This is a genomic window from Candidatus Synechococcus calcipolaris G9, assembly GCF_029582805.1.
In the GTDB taxonomy this organism is placed as follows: domain Bacteria; phylum Cyanobacteriota; class Cyanobacteriia; order Thermosynechococcales; family Thermosynechococcaceae; genus Synechococcus_F; species Synechococcus_F calcipolaris.
In genome coordinates, this window is the sequence record NZ_JAKKUT010000002.1 from 533,551 (window position 1) to 559,864 (window position 26,314).

Sequence of the window (26,314 nt, forward strand, 5' to 3'; positions counted from 1 at the left end):
CTAATGAGTTAATGGGCGAAAAAGATGGGTTAAGGCACTAGAAGGTAACTTAAAGATTAGCCAAAAGATATTTATCTTTCAAGATACCAGATCCAGCCCTAGGAACCTTTGCCCAAAATTGATGTGAGGGGCCACTGGGCTACAATCTGCCCTAAGGCATCTAGATCGGTGGCGGTTAGATCATCGGCGGCGGTCATAAAGGGCAAAATCCCTAGGATAGGAACGTGGGTCAAGTCCGTAATTAAATCCTGGGGTGCCCATTGCTGGATGTCTAGTTCTGTGCAGGGTTGAACACAGTTCAAAATAATGCCATGAATCTTTAATTGATGACTTCGGGCTAAGGCCACATTGGCGACAATTTGGGCGATTGCCCCCAAGCGCACAGGAACCACGAGCAGGATTGGCAATTTCCAGGCCGCCGCCAAATCCGCCACCGTCCATTCCCAGGTGATCGGTGTGCCTAAACCGCCAATGCCCTCAACCAACACCTGATCGTAGGTGGACTGCAACTTTTGTAGGGTTTGCCATACCGGCGTTAAATCAATGGGGCGTTCCTCCCGTTGGGCTGCGAGGGGAGGGGCCAGGGGAGCTTGAAAACTTAGGGGGGAAATCTCATCAGCGGATTGGTGAAAATCAAAGAGACGCAAATAATGGCTGCGATCGCCCCCCCGTTCCTGGTCTACTCCATGCTCCACGCTAGGTGTAACTCCCGTTTGGATTGGCTTGAAAACTGCCCACCTTTGGTCAGGACAATACCGCCGCCCATAGGCAAATAGGGCCGTTGTCACCCAGGTTTTACCAATTTCAGTATCCGTGCCCGTAATTAAAACGTTACCCATAAAATGAACCAACCGAACGGAAAACCGTCATAATCCTTAGGGGTTTTACCCACCCTGACTGCTACCTTTAATTGTTACATTAGGAAGCGTGTATCCTATAAAACCTAAGCCTTGGCGAGGAGAAGAAATGGAGTCATTTGCAAACACCGGCAATCTCCAAGAGAATGTTGAGTCCCTTTGGAACTACCTGCAAGACTTAGATGCAGACGTGGTTGCCCGCCTTTCCCGCCCCACATCGACAGAAATGTCAGTGGTGATGGAGCGGCACATTGGCAATCTTCTGGGCTACTTACCTCCCGAAGGGTTTGATGTCAGCATTACGACAAATCGGGAGCATTTGGGCCGGCTGTTGGCCTCGGCGATGATGAGTGGCTATTTCCTACGGGGAGCAGAGCAACGCCTTGAGTTTGAACGCTCACTTCAAGGAATGGTTTCCCCAGAATAAACCGAAATTAGGTTCTTGGGTGGATCGTCTCCGGGATGGTAGCGGGCTGTATGCCCCTGAGGTAATCCCTCATCAACCATGGGCGATCTCTCCCCTACAACAGGCATTACTCCGTTGGTATCAACACCAGGGGCGGGACTTACCTTGGCGACATAGCCGCGATGCCTACGCCATTTGGGTATCCGAGATCATGTTGCAACAAACCCAAGTGCAGACGGTCATTCCCTATTACCAGCGTTGGTTAGAGCATTTTCCCACCATTTCCAGCTTGGCGGCAGCGGATCAAGATCAGGTTCTAAAACAATGGCAAGGATTGGGCTACTATGCCCGAGCCCGCAACCTGCACCACGCCGCCCGCATCGTTGAAGCAGACCATGGGGGCAAGTTTCCCGAGCAATTTGAGCAGGTTATCGCCTTACCCGGAATTGGCCGTACCACGGCGGGCGGGATTCTCAGTGCGGCCTTTAATCAACCCTGGCCAATTTTGGATGGTAATGTCAAGCGGGTATTGGCCCGTCTTCTCGCCCTCGATCGCCCACCCAAACAGGCCGAAGCCTATCTGTGGCAATGGTCGGAGCAATTATTACCCCACGGGCAGGCCCGAGACTTTAATCAGGCCTTGATGGACTTAGGGGCAACCCGTTGTACGCCTCGGCAACCCTTGTGCCATGATTGTCCTTGGCAGGCCCACTGTCGCGCCTATGCTGAAAATAAACACCATCAAATTCCGATCAAAATGAAAACGAATCCCATTCCCCATAAATATATTGGTGTGGCGGTGATTTGGAATGATGCCGGCCAACTCCTCATCGATCGCCGTCCGGCCGCAGGTTTGCTGGGAGGCCTGTGGGAATTTCCGGGGGGCAAAATTGAACCGGGGGAAACCGTCCAGGATTGCATTGTCCGGGAAGTGACCGAAGAACTGGGGATAGCCGTGGACGTAGGAGAGCATTTAATCGATATTGATCATGCCTATAGCCACTTCAAAGTCACCCTTCAGGTGTACCATTGCCGTCATCGCCAGGGAGAACCCCAGCCCCTCGGTTGTGATGCGGTGCGTTGGGTCAGCCTAGAGGAGTTGGATCAGTACGCCTTTCCCAAAGCCAATGAGCAGATCATTGCTGCCCTGCGTTCCCAAGCACACCCTATTGACTTGCCCCCTACTGACTTGCCGGTGTAGCCGCCGCTGCTTCATCGGTTTTCGCCGCCAAAATATCGGCTAAACTTAAACCCACGGGCGATCGGCCGACAAAAAGGGAACCAGGAATCCCCTCGTTGTAGCGATCCATGGCCAAGGTCGTGACCTTATCTGGCATGGGCACGTAGCCCACTTCTTGGACGAGGTACTTGTTGGCGGGATCCATCATGAATTCCACCAAGGCCTTCACCTCAGGGCGATCGGCGACCGTGGTTTTCACATAGAAAAATTCTGGCCGGGCTAGGGGTTGGTAACTGCCATCGCCGATGGTGGCTTCACTGGGTTCAACGCAGCCTTTGCCATTGTCAATGCCCACCAGTTTGAGTTTGTCAGCATTTTCAATGTAGTAGGCGTAGCCAAAATAACCAAACCCTCCCTTATCACCGGCAATGCCTAGGACTAAAACGTTATCATCCTCACTGGCGGTAAAGTCACCCCGACTCATGGCGGATTTACCCATGACCGCTTCGGTAAAGTAGTCAAAGGTACCGGAGTCCGTTCCTGGGGCATAGAGAGCGAGGGCTTGATCGGGAAATTTGGGATCAATTTGTTTCCAATTTGTGATCTTTCCTTGGGCTGCGGGTTCCCAAGCTTTTTTCAACTGCTCAACGGTCATACAGGTAGCCCAGGTATTTTCTGGGTTCACCACCACCGAAAGGCCATCGTAGGCAATGGGCATTTCAATATATTCAATACCCGCTTTTTCGCATTCCTCAATTTCTTCTGCTTTAATCGGTCGGGATGCGTTAGAAATATCCGTTTCGCCAGCGCAAAACTTCTTAAATCCTCCCCCCGTACCGGAAGCATCCAGGGAAATAGAAACACCGGGATGAACCTTATTAAATTCTTCTGCCATCGCTTCGGCAATGGGAAACACCGTACTGGAACCGTCAATGACAATACTGCCGCTCAATCCAGAATCAGCTTGTCCACCATTCCCCCCAGAGGAATCCGAGTTCTCTCCCCCACAACTAGCCAAGGCCAGGGAAGCCAAGGCTACAATGACTAGCATTGATTTCTTTGTTTTCAGCATAATAATGCGATCACCATAAAAATAATCAGCTTGGCGATGAAAGACTGTGCATCATCACAACGGTCTCTAAGCTCATTATTCCTATCTGTTAATGCTTGTCAAGAAAAAGTGTATTTCAGATTACAAACCCAGACCAAAAGATTATTCGGGAGTTGGATCGGTTAAGTCTTAAGACAGCGATCGCCGCATTATCTGGTAAATCTCAGGCGGTGGGGATCGTTAAGCGTTTCCGTAAAGAATTAGCCCGCCGCTTGGCGATCGCATTGTTGGCATCATACTTGAGGGTCTGCTCGTAGGATTCTAGGGCCGGCTGACTCAGGTTTTTCTTTTCGTAGGCATGGCCCAGATTATTGGAGGCCGTGACGTAGGTGGGCTGATTTTTTAGGGCATCTTTGTAGTAGCGAATAGCCAAATCGTACTGTTCCTGAATGAAGTAGGCATAGCCCAAGGCATTAAAAATGGGAGCGGTAAAGGTTTCTCCCTCAGCTTCCGCCGCCTTCAGGGCCTTTTGAAAAAGGGGGATCGCCTGGACAGCCAGTTTTTTGTTAAGATAAATGCTCCCTAACTCAAAGTATTCCTGGGCAGTGCCGGGTTCTTTTTTTAATTTGCCTTGTAAACGGGATAAACTGGTTTCAATCCGACGGGTGCGAAAGATTTGTTTCACCACAAACCAGCCAGCGATCGCCAAGATAACTACTAACACTGACAAATAAATTGCTGGCAACGAACTATCCATACCTGTTTAACCCCATACCTCTTTAAGCTTATTTAAGCGTGCAGCATACCTCACCTATCTAGCCTATCGGACTTTTTGCCTTTGCGTCATGGATCTCGGCTAATTAATTTATGGATAACGGATATAAAATTCTCAGTGATAACCGTCAAGCTCGCTATCTTTACGAAATTCTTGACACCTACGAGTGCGGCATTGCCCTAGTGGGAACCGAGGTCAAGTCCATCCGGGCTGGCAAGGTGAACCTGCGGGATGGTTTTGCCCGACTGCGGGATGGGGAAGTTTGGCTGATGAATGTCCATATTTCCCCCCACAGCAGCACCAACCAAGTCTACAATCACGATCCGCGCCGGAGTCGAAAACTGCTGCTCCACCGTCAGGAAATTCGTCGCTTGATTGGCAAAATTGAGCAAAAGGGCCTGACCCTCGTACCCCTGAAAATGTACCTAAAAAAAGGTCGGGTCAAGGTAGAAATTGCCATTGCCCGTGGTAAAAAACTTCACGATAAACGCCAAGACCTGAAGAAGAAGCAAGATCAACGGGAAATGGAGCGGGCCTTGAAACACAATAACTAGGCTGAAACTAAGATAATGCCTATCGTCAATTTCCCAGAAATTGTTTTTCTGACCCTTGCGTAGCCAACAGTATAAGGGCTAACATCAATAAAATTTACGTTTCCTTAGGCTCGCCATCGTGTTTAATGGTCTTCCTCGGTTAAGCCAGTACTTACGTCAGAAACTACGCTATGGGGCGATCGCCCTAGTTACGCTCCTATTGGTGATCATTTCAGGGTTGTTTTCTTCCTTCTCGGCCCAAACGGTTCCCTCACCCCTAACCATGGCCACATCCGCCGATTATCGTCCCTTTGAATTCCATGACACCTCTACCGGCAGAGATGAAATTGTTGGCTTTGATATAGATGTCGCTAGAAATATCAGTCAACAACTGGGCTTTGAGTTAAACATTGTGGATATGGACTTCAGCGGTTTGATTCCGGCCCTACAGAGTGGCCGGGCTGATTTTGTCATGGCTGGGATGACCCCCACCCCAGAACGGCAGCAAAATGCTGATTTTTCTATACTTTACTTTAATGTTAAAAACACGATTTTGAGTAAAAAGGGGAGTCCCTTTACCACCCTAGAAAGCTTACAGGGCAAGTCTGTTGGTGCCCTCCTCGGCAGTACCCAGCAGGATTTGGCTAATACCATTCCCCAAGTCACCGTTAAGGTTTACAACAAAGTTACCGATGCTATCCAAGATGTCATTGCCGGCCGGATTCAGGCAGCCTTGGTGGAGGAATTTTTTGCTAAGGGCTATGTAGTTGCCGATCCCAACCTGATGTATACCATCATCCCCGGCAAGGATAGTGGCTATGCCATTGCTTTTCCCCAAGGTTCTACCCTCGTGGAACCCTTTAACCGGGCAATTACCAACATGAAACAGGACGGCACGATCGCCCGACTGGAGAAAAAATGGTTAGATGCCCAAACGAAACCAGAGGCCTGGACGACTCAACGGATCATGGCTTCGGTCATGTACATGCTGGGGGGAATTCCCGTCACCCTCGCCTTTACAGCCGTCTCTGCCATCTTTGGCTTTATCTGGGCAATTATCCTAGTTTTAGCGAAAATCTCTGTCCTCAAACCCCTCCGCTGGTTGGCCAACGCCTACACCTCCATTTTTCGCGGTACGCCCCTGATTTTGCAAATTGCCCTAGTCTACTTTGCCACCCCCCAACTCACGGGTTACGATATTCCCGCCTTTCAAGCCGGGGTGATTGCCTTTGCCCTCAATTCCGGGGCCTATATCTCGGAAACCCTTCGCAGTGGCATTCTCTCTGTGGATAAGGGGCAGCGGGAAGCCGCCATGTCCTTGGGGGTTCCCTATCGGCAAATGATGAGCGATATTATTATGCCTCAGGCGATTAAAAATATTTTACCGGCCCTAGCCAATGAGCTAATTAACCTGCTCAAGGACTCGGCCCTAGTTTCTACCATTGGGGCTGCGGATCTATTGCGCCGAGCCAATGTGGTGGGGGCAGAAACCTATTTATACTTCCAGCCCTTAATCTTTGTGGGCGTGATTTATTACCTGATGGTGATGGTGTTGACGATCGCCACCTCCGTACTTGAAAAAAGGATGCAACGCAGTGCTTAAAATAGAAAATCTCTATAAATCCTTTGGTTCCCTGGATGTCCTTAAGGGGATTAGCACAGAAATTGACAAAGGGGAAGTGGTTGTCATGCTTGGGCCATCGGGTTCCGGTAAGTCCACTTTTCTGCGCTGCTTAAATCGCCTAGAAGACCCCACCTCGGGCCATATTTATTTTAAGGACAAGGATATTTTGCATCCCAAAACTGATATTCGCAAAATACGCCAAAATCTGGTCATGGTCTTTCAGCACTTCAACCTATTTCCCCACATGACGGTTTTGGAAAATGTGACCTACGCTCCCATCAATGTGAAGGGGATTGGCAAAGATCAGGCGGCAACCCTGGGCCAAGACTTACTAGAGCGGGTGGGGCTAGGAACCAAATCAGATGTCTATCCTGCCAAACTATCGGGGGGGCAAAAACAACGGGTGGCGATCGCCCGCGCCCTGGCCATGGAACCAGAAATGGTTTTATTTGATGAACCCACCTCGGCTTTAGATCCAGAGATGGTGAAAGAAGTTCTAGACGTGATGCGGGATCTAGCGCATAGTGGCATGACCATGGCCATTGTCACCCACGAGATGAACTTTGCCCGTCAGGTGGCTAGTCGCATCCTATTTTTGCACAATGGTCAACTGGCCGAAGATACCACCCCCGAAGCCTTTTTTAGCCATCCCCAATGCGATCGGGCCCGACAGTTTTTAGACCGAATGCTGTAAAAATTTGCCTGCGGGGAACGGATTCTCTCTGGTATCCTCAAAGGCAATTAGGACTCTTCGGGGACATCTCACTGCTATGGCTAGAAAACCCTTTCATTTTTTTCGAGCCGAACCTCCGGCCAACGTTGAGATTCCCCCTGAGGAAGACGATGACGATAACTATCTGGACTACTTCTATGATGAACAGGGAACACTCCCCGGCACCCTAACCATTGAAGCCGATGCGCCAATTCCCGATATTATTTTGATTGAGTACGACAAAGATCGAGCGGTTCGCCTCAACCTGGATAGCCCAGAGGCCTTCATTCCCTACCTAGAAACCCCCACTGTCTCATGGATTGATGTTCAGGGGTTGGGCGATGAAAATGTTTTGCAACGCCTAGGTCGAGTTTTTGGCCTGCATCCGATTGTTTTAGAAGATATTGTCAATGTTCCCCAACGCCCCAAAGTTGAAGATCATGATCACCAACTACTCCTGATTACGCGGATGGTCACACCCAAGGAGGATGGGCGGGGCTTTTATACTGAGCAGGTTAGCCTGGTTTTAGGAAAAAGTTACCTGTTAACGGTGCAAGAAGAGCCGACCCGTGACTGTTTTGATCTAGTTCGTCAGCGAATTCGCACCAATCGTGGCACCATTCGCCAAAATGGTTGTGATTATCTTCTCTATGCTTTGATTGATGCTATTATCGATGGTTTTTTTCCGGTGCTAGAAGACTACGGCGAACGGATTGAACTCCTCGAAGATGAAGTTGTTGCCAACCCTAGCCGCGAGACCCTAGAAGAAGTACATCAGATTCGCCGGGAACTGTTGGCCCTAAGGCGAGCCATTTGGCCCCAGCGAGATGCTCTCAATGCCATGATCCGCGATCGCAGTGAGTTACTCTCCGATGATGTGCAAATTTATTTGCGGGATTGCTACGATCATGCAATTCAAGTCTTAGATATGGTTGAAACCTATCGGGAATTAGCCGCCAGTTTAATGGATGTTTATCTTTCCTCTGTGGGTAACAAAATGAATGAAATCATGAAGTTGCTCACGATTATTTCGACGATTTTCATTCCCTTGACATTTATTGTCGGTGTTTACGGTATGAATTTTAATCCAGAAGCCTCGCCCTTGAATATGCCAGAACTCAATTGGTATTGGGGCTATCCAGCCTGCTGGGCGGTGATGATTGGAATTTCGGCTTTCCTCTTTGGCTACTTTTGGCGGCAGGGATGGTTTAAGAACTTTTCCTCGGTGGATGATTAAATCCCCGAATCAATGACGACATAAATGAGTAGCATTAAGGAGCCAAAATTATCGATGATTCAGTCCATTTCTGAGCTTGCAGCCAGTCTCGCGGGAACTACCTTAGCTGAACGGATGATGCTGGAGCTTCCCATACTGGATACCGATGAAAAAGCCTACGCCTTGAAAATTTCTGGGGACGAAGTAGAATCCGCTTGGAGGATTGCCCGTGCCTGTTTATCTCAAACCCAGCGATGGCCGGTTGCGGTGGGTTCATGGGTGGAAAATTGGTCGAAGTGGCCAGAACAGATCGCCAGGGCAGATTTCTTTTCTCGTTTTTACTATGAAGAAGCCCCTAACCCCGTTGATATTTCTCCCCGTGGTCTATGTCGGTTGGCAGATAGGGTGGATGTTCCGGCATTTCTAGAGCGCATGGCATGGGATCGTACCCAGGAGAAGGCTCTATATGGGGATTGGGGTGACATTGATCCAAAGAACTTAGCACCAGAAGATGCGCGACTCCCTTGGTATCAACCGCCTACAGTGGCTCTTCTCTTTTTACCCACCATTCATTGTTGGGATACCCTAGCCTACTTGAACTGGTTTGGAACATCTGATTATGGAGCCGAGTATTATATTGCCCTGGGACGCTCCTGGGAAAAACGGTTTGGGGCTGAGTTAGTGGCCCACTACGGTACGATTTTGCAATGCTTAGTGAGTCGTCCTCCCCAAATCCTAGGGGATGCAGAAACCCTAGCCCAGGAACATGATTTGGCAAGTCCCTGTACCCTGGCCCAGCCTGGCCTGCACATCCTCGACTATGCCAAGGGTCTGGTGGGGTGCGATCGCTGGGCACTACAAGAAAATCCCTAGGATAGAAGACTCTTACCGCCTAGTCGGCCACATCAAATATCAATAGCTGGGTTGGCCGCTGGGGCTGAAAATCATTATCAGCAATGATCACAAGACTGGAATGGTGATCCCTCAGAGCAGGGCCAAAACTTAATCCTTCTAGGTTATCGAGGGAAAAGCCAAGGGTGCGTAAATCTAGAAGAAGTTGTTTTTGGACGGGCCGCACCTGGGAATTATTTCCTAGACGAGTTCGCCCCAAAACATCCGTAGCCCCTGCCAGGGAGACCTGAAAAAGTTTGGCCCCAAACCCCGCCGATACACTAAAGGTGCGCTCCAAACTAAGGAAATGGCCGCCATTATCTAGGGCTAACAACTCCACTAACCCATTGGCAATATCCCATTCACCGTCTGGTTCTAGGGGATACAGGTGTTCCGCAATTAAAATGGGATCCCCAACCCCCCGGACATAATGGAGTAACCGGCAATATATCGGCCCCTGCCCATCCCTGGCTAAATCCTGAGCTAAGGCGGACTCCGTTGCCGCAAACAGGCGATCGCCCGTGGGGGAAAGGGTCAAGGATTCAAACCCTAGGTTATCCCGGACACCCATGGGTTCACCGTCCTCTGTCATCTGGGGAATGAAATAGTTGGGTAAGGGATATTGACGCAGTTCCTGACCATTTTGGCGATCAAATTCCCTAATCCAGGGGGGAGACTCGGATTGGGCCACCCCTTCACTACTCACTAATAGGGTATCTTCCGGGGTCAGGGCAATACCTTCTGTATCCGCTTGGTTCGGGGGAATGGGGTTTGTGGATCTATCCTTGAGGAGCGTAAGGTCGGTGATTTCAAGCTCCGGGATAGATGACCCACTGACAGATGGTTCACTGGGGTTAGGGTCAGGAAGATTTAATCTTAGGGTATAAAAACGGGGACTTTGGCGATCGTCACTAATGGCATAAAACTGATTCCGGGGGCGATCGTAGGTGATGCCCGACAAACCGCCCACCGAGGTATGGGCAAAGGTTGTGTCACTGGGTAGGGTCACTTGGGCGACAAAATCTAGCCGCAGATCCAAAAACAGACGGGATGCTGCTTGCACCTGCGGTAAATTACAACTGGTCAGGGCGATCGCTAAGCTGGCGATGAGTAGGCAAAACCGCCACCAACGTCCCAACCTGGAAATGGTCGGCATTCTAAGACAGATACAAACTATTGGTTTTCAGCTTGTTGAATGGCAAATTGGATCGCTTCTGGGGTCTGTACCAGTTGGATTTGCCCCGCCACTGGATCATCACTGGTGAGCATGGTAGACACTAATCCATCCAGCATAATCACCCGAATGGTTGTGTCCCGAACCAGTTCAGGCCGTTGCTCTTGAGCCTGCCGGAGTTCATTTTGTAGTTGGGCATTATCAAAATAGAAGGGGACAAAACGAGTCGTCCGGGATTGGCCATTTTCTTGTACTGTGGCTTCTACGGCAATGGGGCCGCCGGTTTTAATATCTGCCACATAGAATAAGGGCGTTCCCCCCGCAAAGGGCTGACCCTCTTTTGTCAGCAGTTGGCCATCCCGCTCCACAAGGTCTCCATTTTTCTTCAGCAGATCTACAGCCGTATCGAACTGTTGGCGGGAGGGAATAATATCCACGCCGATGTCAGCGTTTTCCTGACTCTCAAGGGCAACCTGCACTGCGCCGCTGAGGGATGCGGTTGAAATTCGAGCAACATTTCCCACCTCTGGCTGATTGGTTTTTAGACCAGTTAGGGCCGTTTGGGCATCCTGCTGATTAATGAAAAAGGTGAAAACTTGAACTTTCTTCTGATTACTGGGGTTTTCTAGCTCGTAGGTGAGGGGTTCACCCTGCTGGTTGGTGATCATGAAAACGGGAACGTTATTGAGTTGCCGTAGTACTTGCTCTTGGGGCAGAGCAAACGCAGTCATTTGCCGGGTTAGGGCCGGAGCCATCCACAGGCCACTGACGAGTCCTGCAAGTATACCCAAGCGCGCTAAACCTTTCATAGTTTCTCCTGAGTCTTTAATGGTCAATTACTCTATTGATGTGATATGACGACGCACAGTTCCCACAACTCACTCACGCAACCATTTTATCCAAAGGACTGAAGGAATCTACCCTGCCTTTATCGATCCTATTCAAACCAATAGACGACAAAGGAATGAAGCCTTGGTCTAATTGGTCTAAAGGAGCTAGGGGACTCGGTATAAATTCACGGTCGATCCTTAATGTTTAATCACCCTATGCCATTTTGGCACATGGGGCAAGAGTGGCCAGCCGAAGTTTTTTACGGTTTTTTACTGCGTTTTTTTACCTTGGCGATCGCGGGTAAGGCCTGGTCTAGATTGGGCTAAACTTAGGCTAAGTTAGATTCAATCATCTCCCGCCCTTCAGTGGAAACGTAATCAAAAAAGGCTTGGGCCACCACGGACAGTTGCTTCCCCGATGGATAGACCAAGTGCCAATGGCGTTCAATGGGAAAATGCTCCACATCTAAAATTTTTAGTTGGCTGGATTCGCGATCGAGGGCTAAACAGTGGTGGGACAATACGGAAATACCCAAGCCGCCGGCGATCGCCTGCTTAATGGATTCATTACTTCCCAATTCTAGGCGAATGTTCATGGAGATGCCATGGGTCGCAAAGAGTTGCTCCACCGCCTGTCGGGTTCCCGACCCCAATTCCCGGACAATAAAGGGTTCCCCATCTAGCTCTTGAATAGAAATCCGCTGGCGATCGCTGAGGGGATGTTGACTCGGGGCAACCACCACTAACGGGTTATCTAAAAAGGGGTGGCACTGAATATCCAGATGTTCCGGGGGATAGCTGGGAATATATAAATCATCTAAATTTCCCCGCAATCGTTCAACCACCTGCTCATGGTTGGTCACTGTCAGGGCCACATCAATGCCTGGATACTGGCGGCAAAAGGGGCCCAATAATCGGGGAATCACATACTTGGCGGTTGTAATCACACAGAGGCGCAAATGGCCCTGCTTTAATCCCTTTAAGTTAGCCACGGCCATATCAAAGCGATCCAACCGTTCAAAAATGTCCTGACAAGTAGCCAATAGCTCCTTACCTGCCTCGGTTAAAAAGAGCCGTTTCCCCACCTGTTCAAAAAGGGGCAACCCCACGGCCCGGGTCAGTTGCTTCATTTGAATAGAGACGGTGGGCTGGGTTAAAAAGAGTTCTTCCGCTGCCCGGGTAAAACTCCCATGGCGGGCTGTCACCTCAAAGACTTTAAGCTGATGGAGAGTAGCCTGTTTCAATCCCATGACTCCTAAGATTTTCTTGGTGAAGATAAAATTGTGAACAATAATTCAGTCATTGGCGATCGGCAGGCAGGTTTCAGGTGTCCAATGGTTCAGCCAAGGATGCAGAGGAAAGATTTATAGAGGAAATTCTATCAAACTTACCTTCAGTATATAGTAAGCCTAAGCTATATCAAGATTATATAAAGCCGCCAAACGGGGCTACATTAGGAAGGATCGGGGCGGTATAAGCTAGTAAATAGGCATTGGCTATAACCTAGACGTACCCTAGGATGGGGTGTTCTTTGGTTCATACTAGATTATTTACAGATTATTTAGGGAGAAATGGCGTGAGCTTCGATTACGACTTAGTGATTATTGGGGCCGGAGTAGGCGGCCATGGGGCAGCCCTCCATGGAGTGAGTGCGGGCCTCAAAACAGCGATCGTCGAAGCTGCCGAAATGGGAGGAACCTGTGTCAATCGTGGTTGTATTCCCTCCAAAGCCCTTTTAGCTGCGGCGGGGCGTGTCCGTGAATTACGGAATCATCACCATTGGCAAAATTTTGGCATTCAACTGGGCCAGATCAATTTTGATCGCATCGGCATTGCCGGCCATGCCGATGATCTGGTGCAAAAAATCCGGGGAGATCTGACCAATAGTCTCAAACGTCTGGGGGTTGATACCCTTGTGGGTCGCGGCAAACTGGCGGGGCCGCAAAAGGTAAGCATTACGACTGCCACGGGTGAAACAACGATCACCTGCCGGGATGTGATTATTGCCAGTGGTTCGGTTCCCTGGGTTCCCCCTGGTATTGAAATAGATGGCAAAACCGTTTACACCAGCGATCAGGCTGTTAAGTTAGATTGGCTGCCGGATTGGATTGCCATTATTGGCAGTGGCTACATTGGCCTGGAGTTTGCCGATATTTACACCGCCCTCGGCTGTGAAGTCACGATGATTGAGGCATTGGATCAACTCATGCCCACCTTTGACCCGGACATTGCCAAGTTGGCCCAACGGGTGCTTATTAATCCTCGGGATATTGAAACCTATACCGGCCAGTTAGCCCGGAAGATTACCCCCGGCGCGCCAGTTTTGATTGAGTTAGCGGATGCCAAAACCAAGGAATTAACGGATGTCTTGGAAGTAGATGCCTGCCTGGTGGCCACGGGTCGGATTCCGGCAACCCAAGATTTAGGCCTGGAGAGCCTTGCCATTGACACCGATCGCCGCGGGTTTATTCCTGTCAATGATCAAATGGCCGTTCTCAAGGGTGATCAGGTCGTTCCCCACGTTTGGGCCATTGGCGATGCCACCGGGAAAATGATGTTAGCCCATGCCGCATCTGCCCAAGGCATTACGGTGGTTGAAAACATTGTTGGTCGCCCCCGTACCATGGATTACCGCAGTATTCCCGCCGCTGCCTTTACCCATCCAGAAATGAGTTTTGTTGGTTTGACCGAACCCCAGGCTAAGGACTTAGGGGAAAAAGAAGGGTTTTCAGTGTTGACGGCGCGTACTTATTTCAAGGGAAATTCCAAGGCGTTAGCGGAAACCGAAACCGATGGCATTGCCAAAGTGATTTTCCGGGGGGATACGGGGGAACTCCTAGGGGTTCATATTTTTGGCCTCCATGCTTCGGACCTAATCCAAGAAGCCGCCAACGCCATTAGCGATCGCCAGACGGTGCAAACCCTGGCCTTTAAGGTGCATACCCACCCCACCCTCTCGGAAGTGTTAGATGAAGCCTTTAAGCGGGCCAGTGAGCAACTCGCAAAAAATCTGGAAAAAGCTTAAAAACGATCCAAGGAATCAAAATAGAGCACAAAAAATGGGGTCAAGAAATTGCCTCAAAAATAAAATTAAAACTAAAGCCAATATAATTACCGATCGCGTAGCCCAGTAAACCTAGGGTGACGGCGGGTAAAACAAGGTGGGTGCGTTGCCGGCCCATGGCTTGGGCCATGGCGGTAGAGGGGCCACCAATGGCCGCTTGGGAGGCGATCGCCAGTAGCTCCATATCTAACCCCAGCCACACCCCGAACCCAAAGGTAATCAGACCATGAACCGTGACAATTACCAGGGCAAAACCAATGATTTCTAAACCCAGGTTGAGGACACTCCCTAGGTGGGAACCGGCACCAATCACCGTAAAAAATAAATTCAAGCCAAAAATGCCCAGTTGAGATGTTCCCCGCAAAAGCCGTACCCAACCAAATTGGGCCAGAGCCAAACTCAGGGTCGTCAGCCAAACAATCGCCGGAATCCCCGGCAGCCATTGGTGTAGCCCCTCCGCCAACTGAATAATTCCCAATCCCACCCCCAATAAAATGGCTAAATCCAGGGCAGCAAAACCATTGGTTTGGAGTATTCCTTTCCCTGGGGAGGATACCGAGGGAGAGCTATCGAGTTCTGAGGGTGGCAAGAAGTAGCCTAAACTGCTAGGCAAAACCAATGTCATCCCCATCCATAGGGCCGTGAGCAAATTATCCGCAGCGGTGGCCCCACTAAAGAGGTTATCCGGTAGACCCACGCCCCGACCAACGGCAATAAAATTAAGACTGCCACCAATGTAACTCGCCGTCAGACTGGCCCCTAGTTTTCCCGTATCGGGGCCAAAGTGACCTTGAAAAATAGCACTGGCCACGATCCCACCCAATAGGGTTCCCAGTATCGAGATCGCAAAGGCAAGCAAGGTTTTTCGCCCCAGTTTCCGTAGCTCCCCCAAATTCACCAGGAGTAATAGCCAGACAATAGCTAGGGAGGTAACGGGGCCATAGATCCATTCATAGACGGGGGCTTGACTGGGAATAATGCCCAGATTAGAGAAAATGGCTGCCAGGATCAAGATAATTAATGAGGCCCCGACCCGTGAAGCCCAAACAAATCGCTGCTCTAACCACAGTCCCACCGCAGTTAGGCTGATCAAAATCGTTAATAGGGCAAGGGACTGGTTCAAGGGCAAATGGCTCAATCAAGGCTCATCAGAAGACGTTTCAGGGCGATCGCCCGCCAGGTTCGGCATGACCCAACCTAGGCGAGTGGGCTGTTCATAGACCCGCCGCAGGGTATTAATATCTCGTTTTGAGATCGGGGGTGGCTCCCGTACCTGGGCAAAATAGAGGGCATCGGTATCTACGGGACTATGACCCCAAACCCCCAGGGCATGGCCCAATTCATGGCGGAGGGCCCCTAGAACGTAGGGAGGACTCTGATTCGGATGAACAATGACCGTACAGCGGTGCCGCAGAATCGCTTTCGAGTCTAGCCATAGCTCATAGAGGGTTTCCCCAGAACGAACCCGACCACCACTTCGATAACCGGTGTGGGTTGACTGAATTGTAATGTCTGCCCCCTCAGGCTTTTCCACAATTTTCAGAGGTAAATAGGCCTGCCATTCTTCGACGGCGGTTTGGGCCGCCTTCAGCCAGGGATCCCGTTGGATGGTGTCTGGAGGGTTGAGATACACCCGAATCGGGAAGTCACTCCACACCAGATACCCCACTTCCACTACTTGCACTTCATCAAAGTAATCCCCCGCATCGGCCCATAGTTGGGTGTCCGCCAAGGTCGTGGGGAGGGGATGGCGGGCAAAATCGGGCCATTGGATATTCCTGGGGGCGATCGCCGCTTGTGCAGGGTAGGACGGGCTATGTCGCAGCATATCTAGGGGAACATCACCATGCCATGGACTCAAGAGGAAAAGCCATAGACCAAGGAGTCCCCAGCCTAAAAACCATGCCAATTTTTGCCCTAGGGTCCGCGTTTTTCCCATACTGAGATTTTATCCTACGAACTGTAAATTTATGCTGCCGTGCTTTTTCAGGATTTCCATGACATTATCTCAGGTCAATTCTTCAAAAAGAGAGGGAAAATCTCGGCGACCACTCACAACTCTGAGGATTTCGATGCCATCATCCAGAATTCTGTAAAAAATGACGTAGCGGCTCATGCCTGATTTGCTTGCTGGAATCGCTCTAGAATTCCATTGACAAATGCTTCACCATCAATTGGATCCGTATGGTTGGAGACTTCAATTGCTGCATCAATTCTGACTCGAATGTCTTCAACCCACTCTGCTTCAGAGTGCTCGTACTCATCAAGTAACCGTAAAGCGATTTCTAAAATTTCTTCGGCAGAGTGATATTTGCCAGCTTGAAGCTTAGTTTGCACAAAGTGTTCTTGGTCAGGAGTGAGACTGATGCTCATATAAACCTTTGATCCAGACTACCGATCATTCTAAGTCAGGTTTTCACCTGTCTGTTGCTCCATATTGGAAATACCAAGGTTGCAAACTTATGCTGTAATTAGGTGTCTTTCGCTACGTCCCCGCTGATACTTCAGGCTGCATAACATGGTCTTTGGTGGGTGGGGCCTCTTGGGCAAGGTAGCATCATCAATGATCTTGGTGCATTCCTGAGAATTACGTTAAATTTGATTAAGAACCCCTTTACGAAAATTTGCCATGAAACTATCCTGGAAAATAATATTACTCTGGTCGTTACCTCTAGTCATTGTTGGTGCCTTAATTTGGCAGGGAGGCTTTGCCACGCCGAGTCAGGGTCAACCAGAACTTAATGCCGCAGCCGCTAGTACCCGCATGAGTTACGGCCGGTTTATTGATTACCTGGATGCGGGGCGAATTAGTAAGGTTGATGTGTTTGATGGGGGTCGCACTGCCATTGTTGATGTGGCGGATCCCGATATTATTGGTGGTCGTCCCCTGCGGGTGCGGGTTGATTTACCCGGTACGTCTCCCCAACTCATTAGTCAACTCAGGGAAGATCATATTGATCTAGATGTGCATCCGGCCCGAAATGATGGTGCCCTCTGGGGGTTATTGGGCAATCTTCTCTTTCCTATTTTATTGATTGTGGGTTTATTTTTTCTCTTTCGCCGTTCTGGCAATGTTCCCGGCGGCCCTGGCCAGGCGATGAATTTTGGTAAATCGCGGGCCCGGTTCCAAATGGAAGCGAAAACTGGGGTGATGTTTGACGATGTAGCCGGGGTCGATGAAGCCAAGGAAGAACTGGAAGAAGTGGTTACATTTTTGAAAAAGCCAGAAAAATTCACGGCGGTGGGAGCACGGATCCCCAAGGGTGTTCTATTGGTGGGCCCCCCAGGAACCGGCAAAACCATGTTAGCCAAGGCGATCTCTGGCGAAGCAGGGGTTCCCTTCTTTTCCATTTCCGGTTCAGAATTTGTGGAAATGTTTGTGGGTGTTGGCGCATCTCGGGTGCGGGATCTGTTCAAAAAGGCGAAGGAAAATGCCCCCTGCTTGATTTTTATTGATGAAATTGATGCGGTCGGTCGCCAGCGGGGTGCGGGTATTGGCGGTGGTAATGATGAGCGGGAACAAACCCTGAATCAACTCCTTACAGAAATGGATGGGTTTGAGGGCAATACGGGCATTATTATTATTGCGGCCACCAACCGCCCCGATGTTCTAGATGCGGCACTGCTGCGCCCCGGCCGTTTCGATCGCCAGGTGACGGTGGATGCCCCAGATATTAAGGGACGGCTGTCGATTTTGAATGTCCATGCCCGGAATAAAAAACTTGCCGATGAAATTTCCCTCGAGGCGATCGCCCGGCGAACACCGGGATTTACCGGGGCAGATTTGGCCAACCTCCTCAATGAAGCGGCCATTCTCACGGCCCGGCGACGGAAACCGGCCATCACTATGCTGGAAGTGGATGATGCGGTGGATCGGGTGGTTGCTGGCATGGAAGGCACTCCCCTCGTAGATGGTAAAAGTAAGCGGCTCATTGCCTACCACGAAGTTGGCCATGCCATTGTCGGTACGCTGGTTAAGGATCATGATCCCGTCCAAAAAGTGACCCTGATTCCCCGTGGTCAAGCCCGTGGCCTCACCTGGTTTATGATGCCCTCGGAGGATTCCGGCTTGATTTCCCGATCCCAGTTGGTGGCGCGGATGGCAGGAGCCTTAGGGGGACGGGCCGCAGAGTATGTTGTTTTTGGGGATTCGGAGGTGACGACCGGGGCCGGAAGTGATCTGCAACAGGTGACGGCCATGGCCCGGCAAATGGTGACTCGGTTTGGTATGTCTGACCTGGGCCCCCTGTCCCTAGAGACCCAAAACAGCGAAGTTTTCCTGGGGCGGGATCTGGTGTCCCGTTCTGAGTATTCCGAAGAAATTGCCGCTCGGATTGATGCTCAGGTGCGGGAACTGGTTCAGCACAGCTATGAATTAGCCATTAAACTAATCCGGGAACACCGAGTTGTCATCGATCGCCTTGTGGATCTGCTGATTGAAAAGGAAACCATTGACGGCGAAGAGTTTCGCCAAATCGTGGCCGAATATACCGTGGTTCCGGAAAAAGATCAGTTTGTGCCCCATATCTAGGAGTCTCTATCTCTAGAAGTCTAGGGAACAAGTTACCCTTGGAATTCCTGACGGAGAGCTTGGACGACCCGATCTAGGCCAACGGAGTGGGAAGCCTTAAATAAAATGCGATCGCCCGGCTCGATTTCACCTTTGAGATAGTCAATGACCTGATCATGGGTGTCAAATCGTTGACTAGGGGTGGATTGGGCCCCCGCAATTAAGGCTTCTCCTTCGGATCCGTCATCTAAAACCACTAGGTAATCTAAACCCAGACGACTCACCTCTTCCCCCACCTGATAATGAAAGGGAATGGCATAATCCCCCAGTTCTCGCATCGCCCCTAGGACTGCACCCCGTCGTGTTCCAGGAGGCATTGCCGCCAGTAAGCGCAGGGAAGCCACCATGGATTCTAGGCCGGCATTATAGGTTTCATCCAGTAAAACAATATCGTTACGCAAGGTGTAACGACCGCCCCGTCCCTTGGGCAAGGTGAGGGTGATTCCCGCTTGCAAGGGGGCTAAATCTAAATGACAGGCCCGGGCAACGGCGATCGCCGCCAAATAATTCAGGGCATGGTGTTCGCCCACTAGGGGCAAGGGAAAGGCATAGTCGCCAACTTGAAGACGGTTGTCAGGGATGATGTGCCCCCGCAGTTGTCCGGTGGTTAGCCCGTAGGTGATCGTTGCCCCTGACCACACCTGGGGGGCGGTGGCCATTAATAAATCATTTTCACCGTTGAGAACTGCTGTCCCCTTGGGTCGGAGTTGGGCTAACAGTTCACACTTTGCCTCAGCGATCGCCTGCCGAGAACCTAAACGACCGATATGGGCTGTCCCCACATTGGTAATCACCCCAATATCCGGTTGGGCAATGGAGCCTAATAGGGCAATTTCCCCTGGCCCCCGCATTCCCATTTCAATCACAGCATAGTCATGGTCATGGGTGAGGTGCAGCAGGGTTTTCGGAACCCCAATCTCATTGTTGTTATTGGCCTCCGTTTTGAGGACAGAGCCATAACAGCCCAGAACCGCTGCAATCAGTTCTTTCGTGGTGGTTTTGCCCACGGATCCCGTCACCGCAATGATCGTCGCCGAGACCTGATTTCGCCACCATTGGGCGATCGCCTGGTACGCCGCTAGGGTATCCTTCACAATGAGTTGGGGAAGGGCAACCTTTAGGGGATGATCCACAATGGCCGCGATCGCCCCCCCCTCCTTGGCCGTTGCCACAAACCCATGACCATCAAAATTGTCACCCCGCAGGGCCAGAAACACATCTCCGGGCCGTAATTCGCGGGAATCGGTGCAAATAGCTCCACTAGATGTTCCCATCAGACTAGGGGAATCATTAACGATAGGGGCGGCAAGAATATCCCCTAACTGGGCAAGGGTTGCTGAGAAAGATGTCATCGTTAGCTGAGCTTCAGGGCCGTACTTGGTACATCATCCCAGGATTCAACGGTATGCAACTGAACTTGCCAACCCGCTGCTTTTTGTTCGCTGGTCAATTCTTTTTCAAAGGACTTAATGCAATCCTGGGCCTGCTCTTGATCGCAACAGGCAATACAAGCATAGAGTAAGCCGGAGGGATCCCGTTGCTCACTCACCCAAATTCTCATAAACCCAAACCTCCCACGAAAAAACCTGAGACCCCACAACGGCCCCAGGTTCTAGTGTATAGCCATAGCCTTTATCACTTGGACAAAGAATCAAAAAAACAATCTCAAAAAAAAGCCACCCTTAGTAAGCCAAGCCCATACTACGGGTTGTTTCTGCCCCAAGGTAGACACGAATACTTAAAAAGTCTGTGGGACAGGCGGTTTCACAACGTTTGCAACCAACACAGTCTTCAGTGCGTGGGGAGGAGGCAATTTGCCCAGCCTTACAACCATCCCAAGGCACCATTTCCAAAACATCGGTGGGGCAGGCCCGCACACATTGGGTGCAGCCAATGCAAGTGTCATAGATCTTAACAGTGTGAGCCATGAATGTAACTGCTCCTAAACGATCAGGATCAAAGGTCAATGCTGACTGGGATTAATGGGGACTTAATCAGTGGGATGAGAAATTGAGTGAGCAAAGCCCCTGGCCAAGGGTGGCTTTTACAGGGGTAGTCTAATCTCAACTGCTCACTACCTCACTCTTAGCCAAAAGACTCTAGCCAAGGCAGCAAGTTAAATATAAATACCGAGATTAAGTCTACAGCAGCCACCGTAACCGAACTAGGGGAAACCCCAGAAACTTCAAAGAATGTAACTTCTTTGTTAAGAATTGTACGAAAGCGTGACTTTTGAGCGAAGATATGATTCCGTAATTTGATCCTATGATTGTTATTAACTATTTTTGGATAGGGGACTTCTGCCAGCGATCGCCAATGACGAGGGTATGTTGTTGCCACTCCGGTTTGGTTTCAGGATAATCCTGGCGATAATGGCCGCCGCGACTTTCTTGACGGAATGCCGCACTCTTGAGAATTAAATAGGCAATATCTAGGAGGTTCCGTAGTTCGGCCCAATCCCAAAGGTGGGAGTGCTGATCACGGCTATCCAGGGTATGGGATTGACCGGGAATTAATTGGCCCAGGGTTTTATTCATTTCAGACTGATTGAGGAGTTGCCGCCATTCCTGTACTTGGGCGATCGCCCCATGGAGAGTATCGCCGTGACGACAGATCCCTGCACATTGCCAAACCAGTTCCCGCAATTCCTGACGAATCGAATCTAGGTCAAGGAAAGAGGTTGGTGCAGTCCAGGGAGTTTCCCCTAGGGGTGAGGGGTGAGATAGGGGTTGGGGGTAAAGCTCAAGATCGGCAAATTGAGCCGAAAAGACAAAGCATTCCAATAATGAATTACTGGCTAAGCGGTTGGCTCCATGAACCCCCGTACTGGCCACTTCCCCGACGGCCCGCAGATTTGTTACGGAGGTTTGACCCTCTAAATCGGTGACGACTCCCCCCATCCAATAGTGGGCTGCCGGGGCCACCGGAATGGGTTCCTGGAATAGATCTACGCCCCACTGACGGCACACCTGAATGATTTTAGGAAAACGGTGGCGGATTTGTGCGGGGGCGATCGCCCGTAAATCTAGCCAAACATGGGCCTGCTGGGTCTGCTGAAGATGGGTATAAATGGCGCGACTGACCACATCTCGGGGAGCCAGTTCCCCATCGGGATGGTAGTCAAAGGCAAAGCGGTATCCCCGATGATCAATGAGATGGGCTCCCTCACCCCTGACCGCTTCACTAATTAAAAAACGGGGAGCCTTAGGCAGGGTTAGGGCCGTAGGGTGAAACTGAAAAAATTCTAAATCCCGTACCTGGGCCCCAGCCCGCCAGGCGATCGCCACCCCATCGCCGGTACTAATGGATGGATTGGTGGTTTGGGAAAAGACTTGGCCGCCCCCGCCCGTCGCTAAAACTGTTAGGGATGCGGTTATCCAGCTAATTTTTTGCTGATGCAGGAGACAAACCCCCCGACAACCCCCATCCCCTAGCCATAGGTCTAAAACCAGGGCATTGGGAATCAGGGTGATCCGTGGGCAGGCCCGTACCTGCTCTAGTAGGGTGGTGACTAGGGCTTGACCGGTGGTATCGGCGGCATGGAGAACCCGCGGCCGGGAATGGGCCGCTTCTAGGGTGAGGGCGGGAATGGTACCCTGGCGATCAAAGGCAACTCCCATGGCTAAAAGCCGATCCACTTGGGTCGGAGCTTGGGCCACTAAAAATTCGACACTGGCCGGATCACACAGCCCGGCCCCTGCCTTGAGGGTATCTTCTCCGTGGAGGAGGGGGGAATCTTCCTGGGCGATCGCCGCGGCCATTCCCCCTTGGGCCCAACCACTGGCGGATTGCTTGAGATCGTCTTTAGTGATTAGGCCCACCCGATACTGGGGCGGAATCGCTAAGGCTGCACTGAGACCAGCGGCACCACTACCGATGATCAATACATCAAAAAATGATGGAGTTAGTTCAGCCAACGAGTGCCAAGATGGGATTATTTATATGAACCATTATTATAGCGATCGCCCCCTTCGACTAGGGCCGACTCCACCTCCGTTACCGTAAAATTATCTAGGTTTGCCTCCAGAAGTTCTTTCTGGCGACTCGATAACCCGGAAATATTGAGGACATCCTCAACACTTTGGTAGGGGGCATTTTTGACAATCAATTTTGCTAGAGTGGGGTACAGGCCCCGTAGTTGAATGAATGCCGTAATGTTGGTATTGTTCAAGTCAATTTTTTCGCCGTAGGAACTCCCCAGCTTTTCATCGGCTACATTGACGAGTTCTTCCGTTGGCGCAGCGGCGGCGGCCCAAGCAGGTTGACTCCAGGGTAGCCAAGCGAAAAATCCGATGAGAACCAGACAGGCCAAACTAAACCAGCGGCCAAAACGTTGCATAACCCTCTACCTCCCAATCTCACAGTAGGTTAAAAACAGCGGTTTAATGTTTCAGAAGGGCAAAAAATGAGTGGATCGGATGCGATCGCCTCAACCCCTCCATTAGTAGAGCGTATCATCTCGCTTGATACTCATTGCCAAGAAACAGCGCAAATCCTCAAAGGTTCCCACATAGGCCGGAACCGGAGACTCATAGCCCTTGAGGGTGACCACCTGGGGCCGGAATGGTAGGGGAACCGATGCCCCCACCACCATGTAGTGATAACTGGTGGCCCCAATCGCCACATCCAGTCCCAATTGTTTGGTGGAGCTTTCTAAGCGAAAGGCCGCATTCACCGTATCCCCCAGGGCCGTATAGTCGGGGCGATCGCCACTCCCCGTATTTCCCACCATGGCATAGCCGGTATTAATCCCGGCTCCAATGCGTAGGGCACCGGGCAGGGGATATTGAAGGTGTAATTGACTGGTCATAATTTTCAGATCATGGAGGGCAGCCAAGACGTGCTGGAGTTCAACGGCGGACATTTCTTCGCTTTCATGGATCCACACTGCCATCACCGCATCGCCAATGTACTTATCCACCCAACTGCCATATTGGCGAATAATTTCCCCGGCTCGATGGAACCATGTACCAATCACTTCCGAAAGGAGTTGTTCATCCAGTTGGCGGGTCAGTTTGGTAAAGTCACGAATGTCCACCACCAGTACGGATAACAATCGCCGCACATGGAGGAGGACGGTGGCAGACCCTTCAGTTTCCCCTAGGTTTAGGGTGGCATTGTCTCCACTCAGGTCGCCAGTGAAGGGTTCATTATAAAAATCTAGTTCCGTTTGCCCAAAGGTGATGCGATCGCCGTTTTGCAGGAACACGGGCACACTCACCCGCCGGCCGTTCACAAAAGTACCATTGCGACTGCCCAGATCAATTAAATAAAATTCACCGGGGGCCATACATTGAATCATGGCGTGGGTGCGAGACATCCAGCGATCGCCCAAAACAATCGAGCTTTCTTCGCTTCGTCCCACTGTCCAGCAGGAGCCACTTGTCAACGGGAAATAACAGGCGGTTCCTTCAGTGGGGAGAATTAAATGGGGGCCATTGGGGGGAAATTTGGCAAGGGCAGGAGGGGGATCGGCAGAGGGAGGGACATCGATAGGATCTTGGGAGAGGGACTTAATTATTTTTTGCTGCTCAATAATAATCGACACCAATTGATGGGTCGATAATTTTTCTAAAACCTGGGGTTCAGGCACTTTCAGGTTTGGGTAGGCATCCATCAAACTCGAACCGTTGCTTTGCCTCTAGTGTTTATCATCGGCTATGGGTTGACTCTTCTGTGTCAGCAAAATCACGGAAAAGGACTGATTCCCTTATGATGTTCACTACAGCCCTTTTCCTAAGAACTATGCGATTTATTCTTTTTGCTCCAGTTCTCTCCCTCAGTTTACTGATTGGTAGTGGTGTCCTGCGGCCAGGGTGGGCTGGGACAGGCCCTATCCTCCTGAGTCAGGCAACAACGGTACCCGCTGAACTTCAGACCCTTGTCCAAGGTTTAGATACCGCTGCCAGTGCCGGCCAGTTAGACCAGGTGTTAGCCTTCTTTGCCGATGACTTTTCCGGGAGTGATGGATTATCCCGCGATATTCTGGAGCAGTCCCTCAGCCAACTATGGGAAACCTACAATCAATTAACCTATCGCACAACCATTGATCGCTGGCAACGGCTAGGGAATGGCTGGGAGGTGGAGGTCACCACCAAGATTTCTGGCACCGGTAGCAGTGGCGATCGCCCCCTCGCCCTTGAAGCAACCTTACGGGCAAAACAAACCATGGTGGATGGCAAAATTACGGGTCAAGAAATTCTTGGCGAACAAACTCGGGTCTCTACGGGCACGGCTCCACCGACCATTGAGTTTTCCCTACCGGAACAGGTGCGCCCCGGACAGGAGTACCATCTGGATGCCATTGTCCAGGAACCCATTGGCGACTCAATTTTATTAGGCTCTGCCAGTGAAGAGGCGATTACCCCAGAAAGCTATCTGAATCCCTCCCCCCTACGGTTAGAACTATTGAATGCCGGTGGTATTTTTAAGATTGGCCGTGCCCCCAGCCAACCCGGAAATCGCTGGGTATCCGTTGCCTTAATCCGGGATACTGGGATGGTCTTTATTACCCAACGACTGCGGGTGGCAACACCATGACCGATGGGGCCGAGGCCGGGTCTTCTCCGGCTCCATCCCCTTTGGAATCATCCCTTGTAGATCAAGCATCGGGGGGGGATGGGGAGAGTCCCTTGGCGGAGTCCGGGGAAACCCTAGAGGTTGTTCTCGCGGGCGATCGCCTGAAAATTTCCTTACCCCTTACCCCAGACTGGTCGGAGCTATGGCCCCAACTCCATCTGCGGCTGCACGGCCAGGAGCGGTTATGGCAAGATCCAATTCCCGTGGATATTTACGGTGGCGATCGCCCCCTAGACCTGGAACAATTAACCCTTTTGACGGGGGTTTTCAGTGCCCTGGCCATGGAGCTAACCCAGGTTCATACCCAACATCGAGAAACGGCGATCGCGGCGGCCAGCCTTGGCTACGATGTGATTCAATCCACCCCTAAGGGTAAACGTGAAACCCAGGAAAAGATAGATGATTCCCTGCCGGATCCTCCCCTATACCTGGAAACCACACTGCGATCGGGTACGGAATTACGGCACCATGGCTCGGTGGTCATTGTGGGTGATGTGAATCCTGGCAGTACGATTATTGCCGATGGCAATATCTTAGTCTGGGGTCGATTACGGGGCATTGCCCATGCTGGTTTTAAGGGCAACCTGTCTGCCTGCATTATGACCCTAAATATGGCAGCAACCCAGTTACGTATTGCCCATTTAGTTGCCCGTACCCCAGAGCCGCCCAGCCAAGCCTATCCAGAAGTGGCCTATGTCCTGAACGATAGTATTCAAATTGCCCCGGCCTGGCCGCGGCAGCGATCGCGGGTATCAAAATTGTCTAATCAGGCCCCAAATCAATGATTAGAACGATGGGAACGATAAGAACCATTCGAGGGTGAGCCTTATTTTCAACATCTAGGGTAAACTA

Annotated in this window: 27 protein-coding genes; 11 read left to right on the forward strand and 16 right to left on the reverse strand. The window is 50.8% G+C overall.

Features of this window, described 5'->3' with window-relative positions:
- Positions 1 to 98: 98 nt before the first annotated feature.
- Positions 99 to 839 (reverse strand): dethiobiotin synthase, encoded by a 741-nt coding sequence (bioD, locus tag L3556_RS05240; protein ID WP_277866252.1) that lies wholly within the window; start codon positions 837 to 839, stop codon positions 99 to 101.
- Positions 840 to 966: 127 nt separating this feature from the next.
- Between bioD and L3556_RS05245 the strand changes: the two genes are divergently transcribed.
- Complete coding sequence (locus L3556_RS05245) at positions 967 to 1,284, forward strand: DUF760 domain-containing protein (RefSeq protein ID WP_277866253.1); 318 nt, start codon at positions 967 to 969, stop codon at positions 1,282 to 1,284.
- 85 nt (positions 1,285 to 1,369) lie between these two features.
- Positions 1,370 to 2,464: an A/G-specific adenine glycosylase gene (gene mutY, locus L3556_RS05250; RefSeq protein WP_422110771.1), complete on the forward strand. Its 1,095-nt coding sequence runs from the start codon at positions 1,370 to 1,372 to the stop codon at positions 2,462 to 2,464.
- Here mutY and L3556_RS05255 read toward each other — a convergent pair.
- Both L3556_RS05255 and L3556_RS05260 read right to left on the reverse strand, forming a co-directional pair.
- Positions 2,445 to 3,494 carry a PstS family phosphate ABC transporter substrate-binding protein gene (locus L3556_RS05255; protein WP_277866254.1) on the reverse strand — a complete coding sequence of 350 codons (1,050 nt, stop codon included), beginning with the start codon at positions 3,492 to 3,494 and terminating at the stop codon, positions 2,445 to 2,447. The genes mutY and L3556_RS05255 overlap by 20 nt on opposite strands.
- A gap of 223 nt (positions 3,495 to 3,717) precedes the next feature.
- Positions 3,718 to 4,251, reverse strand: coding sequence for a tetratricopeptide repeat protein (locus L3556_RS05260; protein WP_277866255.1), 534 nt, complete (start codon positions 4,249 to 4,251; stop codon positions 3,718 to 3,720).
- A 110-nt stretch (positions 4,252 to 4,361) separates the two neighbouring features.
- On the opposite strand from L3556_RS05260, the gene smpB reads away from it, so the two are divergent.
- The 5 genes from smpB to L3556_RS05285 all read left to right on the forward strand — a co-directional run bounded on the left by smpB (position 4,362) and on the right by L3556_RS05285 (position 9,227).
- Positions 4,362 to 4,823 (forward strand): SsrA-binding protein SmpB, encoded by a 462-nt coding sequence (gene smpB, locus L3556_RS05265; protein ID WP_277866256.1) that lies wholly within the window; start codon positions 4,362 to 4,364, stop codon positions 4,821 to 4,823.
- A 118-nt stretch (positions 4,824 to 4,941) separates the two neighbouring features.
- Positions 4,942 to 6,405: an ABC transporter substrate-binding protein/permease gene (locus L3556_RS05270; protein WP_277866257.1), complete on the forward strand. Its 1,464-nt coding sequence runs from the start codon at positions 4,942 to 4,944 to the stop codon at positions 6,403 to 6,405.
- Positions 6,398 to 7,120, forward strand: a complete 723-nt coding sequence (locus tag L3556_RS05275; RefSeq protein ID WP_277866258.1) for an amino acid ABC transporter ATP-binding protein — start codon at positions 6,398 to 6,400, stop codon at positions 7,118 to 7,120. The genes L3556_RS05270 and L3556_RS05275 overlap by 8 nt, the downstream gene beginning before the upstream one ends.
- Before the next feature lie 76 nt (positions 7,121 to 7,196).
- Positions 7,197 to 8,375: a magnesium/cobalt transporter CorA gene (corA, locus tag L3556_RS05280; protein WP_277866259.1), complete on the forward strand. Its 1,179-nt coding sequence runs from the start codon at positions 7,197 to 7,199 to the stop codon at positions 8,373 to 8,375.
- A gap of 24 nt (positions 8,376 to 8,399) precedes the next feature.
- Positions 8,400 to 9,227 (forward strand): DUF4253 domain-containing protein, encoded by an 828-nt coding sequence (locus L3556_RS05285; RefSeq protein WP_277866260.1) that lies wholly within the window; start codon positions 8,400 to 8,402, stop codon positions 9,225 to 9,227.
- Positions 9,228 to 9,246: 19 nt separating this feature from the next.
- On the opposite strand, the gene L3556_RS05290 is transcribed toward L3556_RS05285, so the two are convergent.
- From L3556_RS05290 to L3556_RS05300, 3 genes are all read right to left on the reverse strand, one after another.
- A complete protein-coding gene (locus L3556_RS05290; RefSeq protein WP_277866261.1) occupies positions 9,247 to 10,401 on the reverse strand; it encodes an esterase-like activity of phytase family protein in 1,155 nt (384 codons plus the stop codon).
- Positions 10,402 to 10,418: 17 nt separating this feature from the next.
- A complete protein-coding gene (locus L3556_RS05295; RefSeq protein WP_277866262.1) occupies positions 10,419 to 11,228 on the reverse strand; it encodes a Tic22 family protein in 810 nt (269 codons plus the stop codon).
- Between the two features lie 350 nt (positions 11,229 to 11,578).
- Positions 11,579 to 12,499 (reverse strand): LysR family transcriptional regulator, encoded by a 921-nt coding sequence (locus L3556_RS05300; protein WP_277866263.1) that lies wholly within the window; start codon positions 12,497 to 12,499, stop codon positions 11,579 to 11,581.
- A gap of 326 nt (positions 12,500 to 12,825) precedes the next feature.
- Here L3556_RS05300 and lpdA point away from each other — a divergent pair, with 326 nt between their 5' ends.
- The gene (lpdA, locus tag L3556_RS05305; protein ID WP_277866264.1) at positions 12,826 to 14,274 is read left to right on the forward strand and encodes a dihydrolipoyl dehydrogenase; all 1,449 of its coding nucleotides are present in this window, start codon (positions 12,826 to 12,828) and stop codon (positions 14,272 to 14,274) included.
- Positions 14,275 to 14,314: 40 nt separating this feature from the next.
- Here lpdA and L3556_RS05310 read toward each other — a convergent pair whose 3' ends face one another.
- The 4 genes from L3556_RS05310 to L3556_RS05325 all read right to left on the reverse strand — a co-directional run bounded on the left by L3556_RS05310 (position 14,315) and on the right by L3556_RS05325 (position 16,686).
- Complete coding sequence (locus L3556_RS05310) at positions 14,315 to 15,451, reverse strand: DUF819 family protein (RefSeq protein ID WP_277866265.1); 1,137 nt, start codon at positions 15,449 to 15,451, stop codon at positions 14,315 to 14,317.
- On the reverse strand, positions 15,452 to 16,252 hold the full coding sequence (locus tag L3556_RS05315; RefSeq protein ID WP_277866266.1) for a peptidase: 801 nt from the start codon (positions 16,250 to 16,252) through the stop codon (positions 15,452 to 15,454). It lies immediately after the preceding gene.
- A gap of 69 nt (positions 16,253 to 16,321) precedes the next feature.
- Complete coding sequence (locus tag L3556_RS05320) at positions 16,322 to 16,429, reverse strand: type II toxin-antitoxin system RelE/ParE family toxin (protein WP_277866267.1); 108 nt, start codon at positions 16,427 to 16,429, stop codon at positions 16,322 to 16,324.
- A complete protein-coding gene (locus L3556_RS05325) occupies positions 16,426 to 16,686 on the reverse strand; it encodes a ribbon-helix-helix domain-containing protein (RefSeq protein WP_277866268.1) in 261 nt (86 codons plus the stop codon). The genes L3556_RS05320 and L3556_RS05325 overlap by 4 nt, the downstream gene beginning before the upstream one ends.
- A 256-nt stretch (positions 16,687 to 16,942) precedes the next feature.
- Between L3556_RS05325 and ftsH2 the strand changes: the two genes are divergently transcribed.
- A complete protein-coding gene (gene ftsH2, locus L3556_RS05330) occupies positions 16,943 to 18,844 on the forward strand; it encodes an ATP-dependent zinc metalloprotease FtsH2 (protein ID WP_277866269.1) in 1,902 nt (633 codons plus the stop codon).
- A gap of 32 nt (positions 18,845 to 18,876) precedes the next feature.
- On the opposite strand, the gene L3556_RS05335 is transcribed toward ftsH2, so the two are convergent.
- From L3556_RS05335 to L3556_RS05360, 6 genes are all read right to left on the reverse strand, one after another.
- Complete coding sequence (locus tag L3556_RS05335) at positions 18,877 to 20,235, reverse strand: UDP-N-acetylmuramoyl-tripeptide--D-alanyl-D-alanine ligase (RefSeq protein ID WP_277866270.1); 1,359 nt, start codon at positions 20,233 to 20,235, stop codon at positions 18,877 to 18,879.
- A 2-nt stretch (positions 20,236 to 20,237) separates the two neighbouring features.
- The gene (locus L3556_RS05340; protein WP_277866271.1) at positions 20,238 to 20,444 is read right to left on the reverse strand and encodes a glycogen debranching protein; all 207 of its coding nucleotides are present in this window, start codon (positions 20,442 to 20,444) and stop codon (positions 20,238 to 20,240) included.
- 121 nt (positions 20,445 to 20,565) lie between these two features.
- Complete coding sequence (gene psaC, locus L3556_RS05345; RefSeq protein ID WP_011056855.1) at positions 20,566 to 20,811, reverse strand: photosystem I iron-sulfur center protein PsaC; 246 nt, start codon at positions 20,809 to 20,811, stop codon at positions 20,566 to 20,568.
- A gap of 351 nt (positions 20,812 to 21,162) precedes the next feature.
- On the reverse strand, positions 21,163 to 22,800 hold the full coding sequence (nadB, locus tag L3556_RS05350) for an L-aspartate oxidase (RefSeq protein ID WP_277866272.1): 1,638 nt from the start codon (positions 22,798 to 22,800) through the stop codon (positions 21,163 to 21,165).
- Between the two features lie 17 nt (positions 22,801 to 22,817).
- Positions 22,818 to 23,222, reverse strand: a complete 405-nt coding sequence (gene psbU / locus L3556_RS05355) for a photosystem II complex extrinsic protein PsbU (RefSeq protein WP_277866273.1) — start codon at positions 23,220 to 23,222, stop codon at positions 22,818 to 22,820.
- A 102-nt stretch (positions 23,223 to 23,324) separates the two neighbouring features.
- Positions 23,325 to 24,500 carry an adenylate/guanylate cyclase domain-containing protein gene (locus L3556_RS05360; RefSeq protein WP_277866274.1) on the reverse strand — a complete coding sequence of 392 codons (1,176 nt, stop codon included), beginning with the start codon at positions 24,498 to 24,500 and terminating at the stop codon, positions 23,325 to 23,327.
- A 128-nt stretch (positions 24,501 to 24,628) separates the two neighbouring features.
- Between L3556_RS05360 and L3556_RS05365 the strand changes: the two genes are divergently transcribed.
- The gene (locus L3556_RS05365; RefSeq protein ID WP_277866275.1) at positions 24,629 to 25,423 is read left to right on the forward strand and encodes a nuclear transport factor 2 family protein; all 795 of its coding nucleotides are present in this window, start codon (positions 24,629 to 24,631) and stop codon (positions 25,421 to 25,423) included.
- Positions 25,420 to 26,247: a septum site-determining protein MinC gene (gene minC / locus L3556_RS05370; protein ID WP_277866276.1), complete on the forward strand. Its 828-nt coding sequence runs from the start codon at positions 25,420 to 25,422 to the stop codon at positions 26,245 to 26,247. Before L3556_RS05365 ends, minC begins: the two co-directional genes overlap by 4 nt.
- The last annotated feature ends 67 nt before the right edge of the window (positions 26,248 to 26,314 follow it).

Bases quoted from the DNA above. Each gene is read 5' to 3' on its own strand.
- bioD (WP_277866252.1), bottom strand. From the start codon at position 839: ATGGGTAACGTTTTAATTACGGGCACGGATACTGAAATTGGTAAAACC.
- L3556_RS05245 (WP_277866253.1), top strand. From the start codon at position 967: ATGGAGTCATTTGCAAACACCGGCAATCTCCAAGAGAATGTTGAGTCC.
- L3556_RS05255 (WP_277866254.1), bottom strand. From the start codon at position 3,494: ATGCTAGTCATTGTAGCCTTGGCTTCCCTGGCCTTGGCTAGTTGTGGG.
- L3556_RS05260 (WP_277866255.1), bottom strand. From the start codon at position 4,251: ATGGATAGTTCGTTGCCAGCAATTTATTTGTCAGTGTTAGTAGTTATC.
- smpB (WP_277866256.1), top strand. From the start codon at position 4,362: ATGGATAACGGATATAAAATTCTCAGTGATAACCGTCAAGCTCGCTAT.
- corA (WP_277866259.1), top strand. From the start codon at position 7,197: ATGGCTAGAAAACCCTTTCATTTTTTTCGAGCCGAACCTCCGGCCAAC.
- L3556_RS05285 (WP_277866260.1), top strand. From the start codon at position 8,400: ATGAGTAGCATTAAGGAGCCAAAATTATCGATGATTCAGTCCATTTCT.
- L3556_RS05290 (WP_277866261.1), bottom strand. From the start codon at position 10,401: ATGCCGACCATTTCCAGGTTGGGACGTTGGTGGCGGTTTTGCCTACTC.
- L3556_RS05295 (WP_277866262.1), bottom strand. From the start codon at position 11,228: ATGAAAGGTTTAGCGCGCTTGGGTATACTTGCAGGACTCGTCAGTGGC.
- L3556_RS05300 (WP_277866263.1), bottom strand. From the start codon at position 12,499: ATGGGATTGAAACAGGCTACTCTCCATCAGCTTAAAGTCTTTGAGGTG.
- L3556_RS05315 (WP_277866266.1), bottom strand. From the start codon at position 16,252: ATGGGAAAAACGCGGACCCTAGGGCAAAAATTGGCATGGTTTTTAGGC.
- L3556_RS05320 (WP_277866267.1), bottom strand. From the start codon at position 16,429: ATGAGCCGCTACGTCATTTTTTACAGAATTCTGGATGATGGCATCGAA.
- L3556_RS05325 (WP_277866268.1), bottom strand. From the start codon at position 16,686: ATGAGCATCAGTCTCACTCCTGACCAAGAACACTTTGTGCAAACTAAG.
- ftsH2 (WP_277866269.1), top strand. From the start codon at position 16,943: ATGAAACTATCCTGGAAAATAATATTACTCTGGTCGTTACCTCTAGTC.
- L3556_RS05335 (WP_277866270.1), bottom strand. From the start codon at position 20,235: ATGACATCTTTCTCAGCAACCCTTGCCCAGTTAGGGGATATTCTTGCC.
- L3556_RS05340 (WP_277866271.1), bottom strand. From the start codon at position 20,444: ATGAGAATTTGGGTGAGTGAGCAACGGGATCCCTCCGGCTTACTCTAT.
- psaC (WP_011056855.1), bottom strand. From the start codon at position 20,811: ATGGCTCACACTGTTAAGATCTATGACACTTGCATTGGCTGCACCCAA.
- psbU (WP_277866273.1), bottom strand. From the start codon at position 23,222: ATGCAACGTTTTGGCCGCTGGTTTAGTTTGGCCTGTCTGGTTCTCATC.
- L3556_RS05360 (WP_277866274.1), bottom strand. From the start codon at position 24,500: ATGGATGCCTACCCAAACCTGAAAGTGCCTGAACCCCAGGTTTTAGAA.
- L3556_RS05365 (WP_277866275.1), top strand. From the start codon at position 24,629: ATGCGATTTATTCTTTTTGCTCCAGTTCTCTCCCTCAGTTTACTGATT.
- minC (WP_277866276.1), top strand. From the start codon at position 25,420: ATGACCGATGGGGCCGAGGCCGGGTCTTCTCCGGCTCCATCCCCTTTG.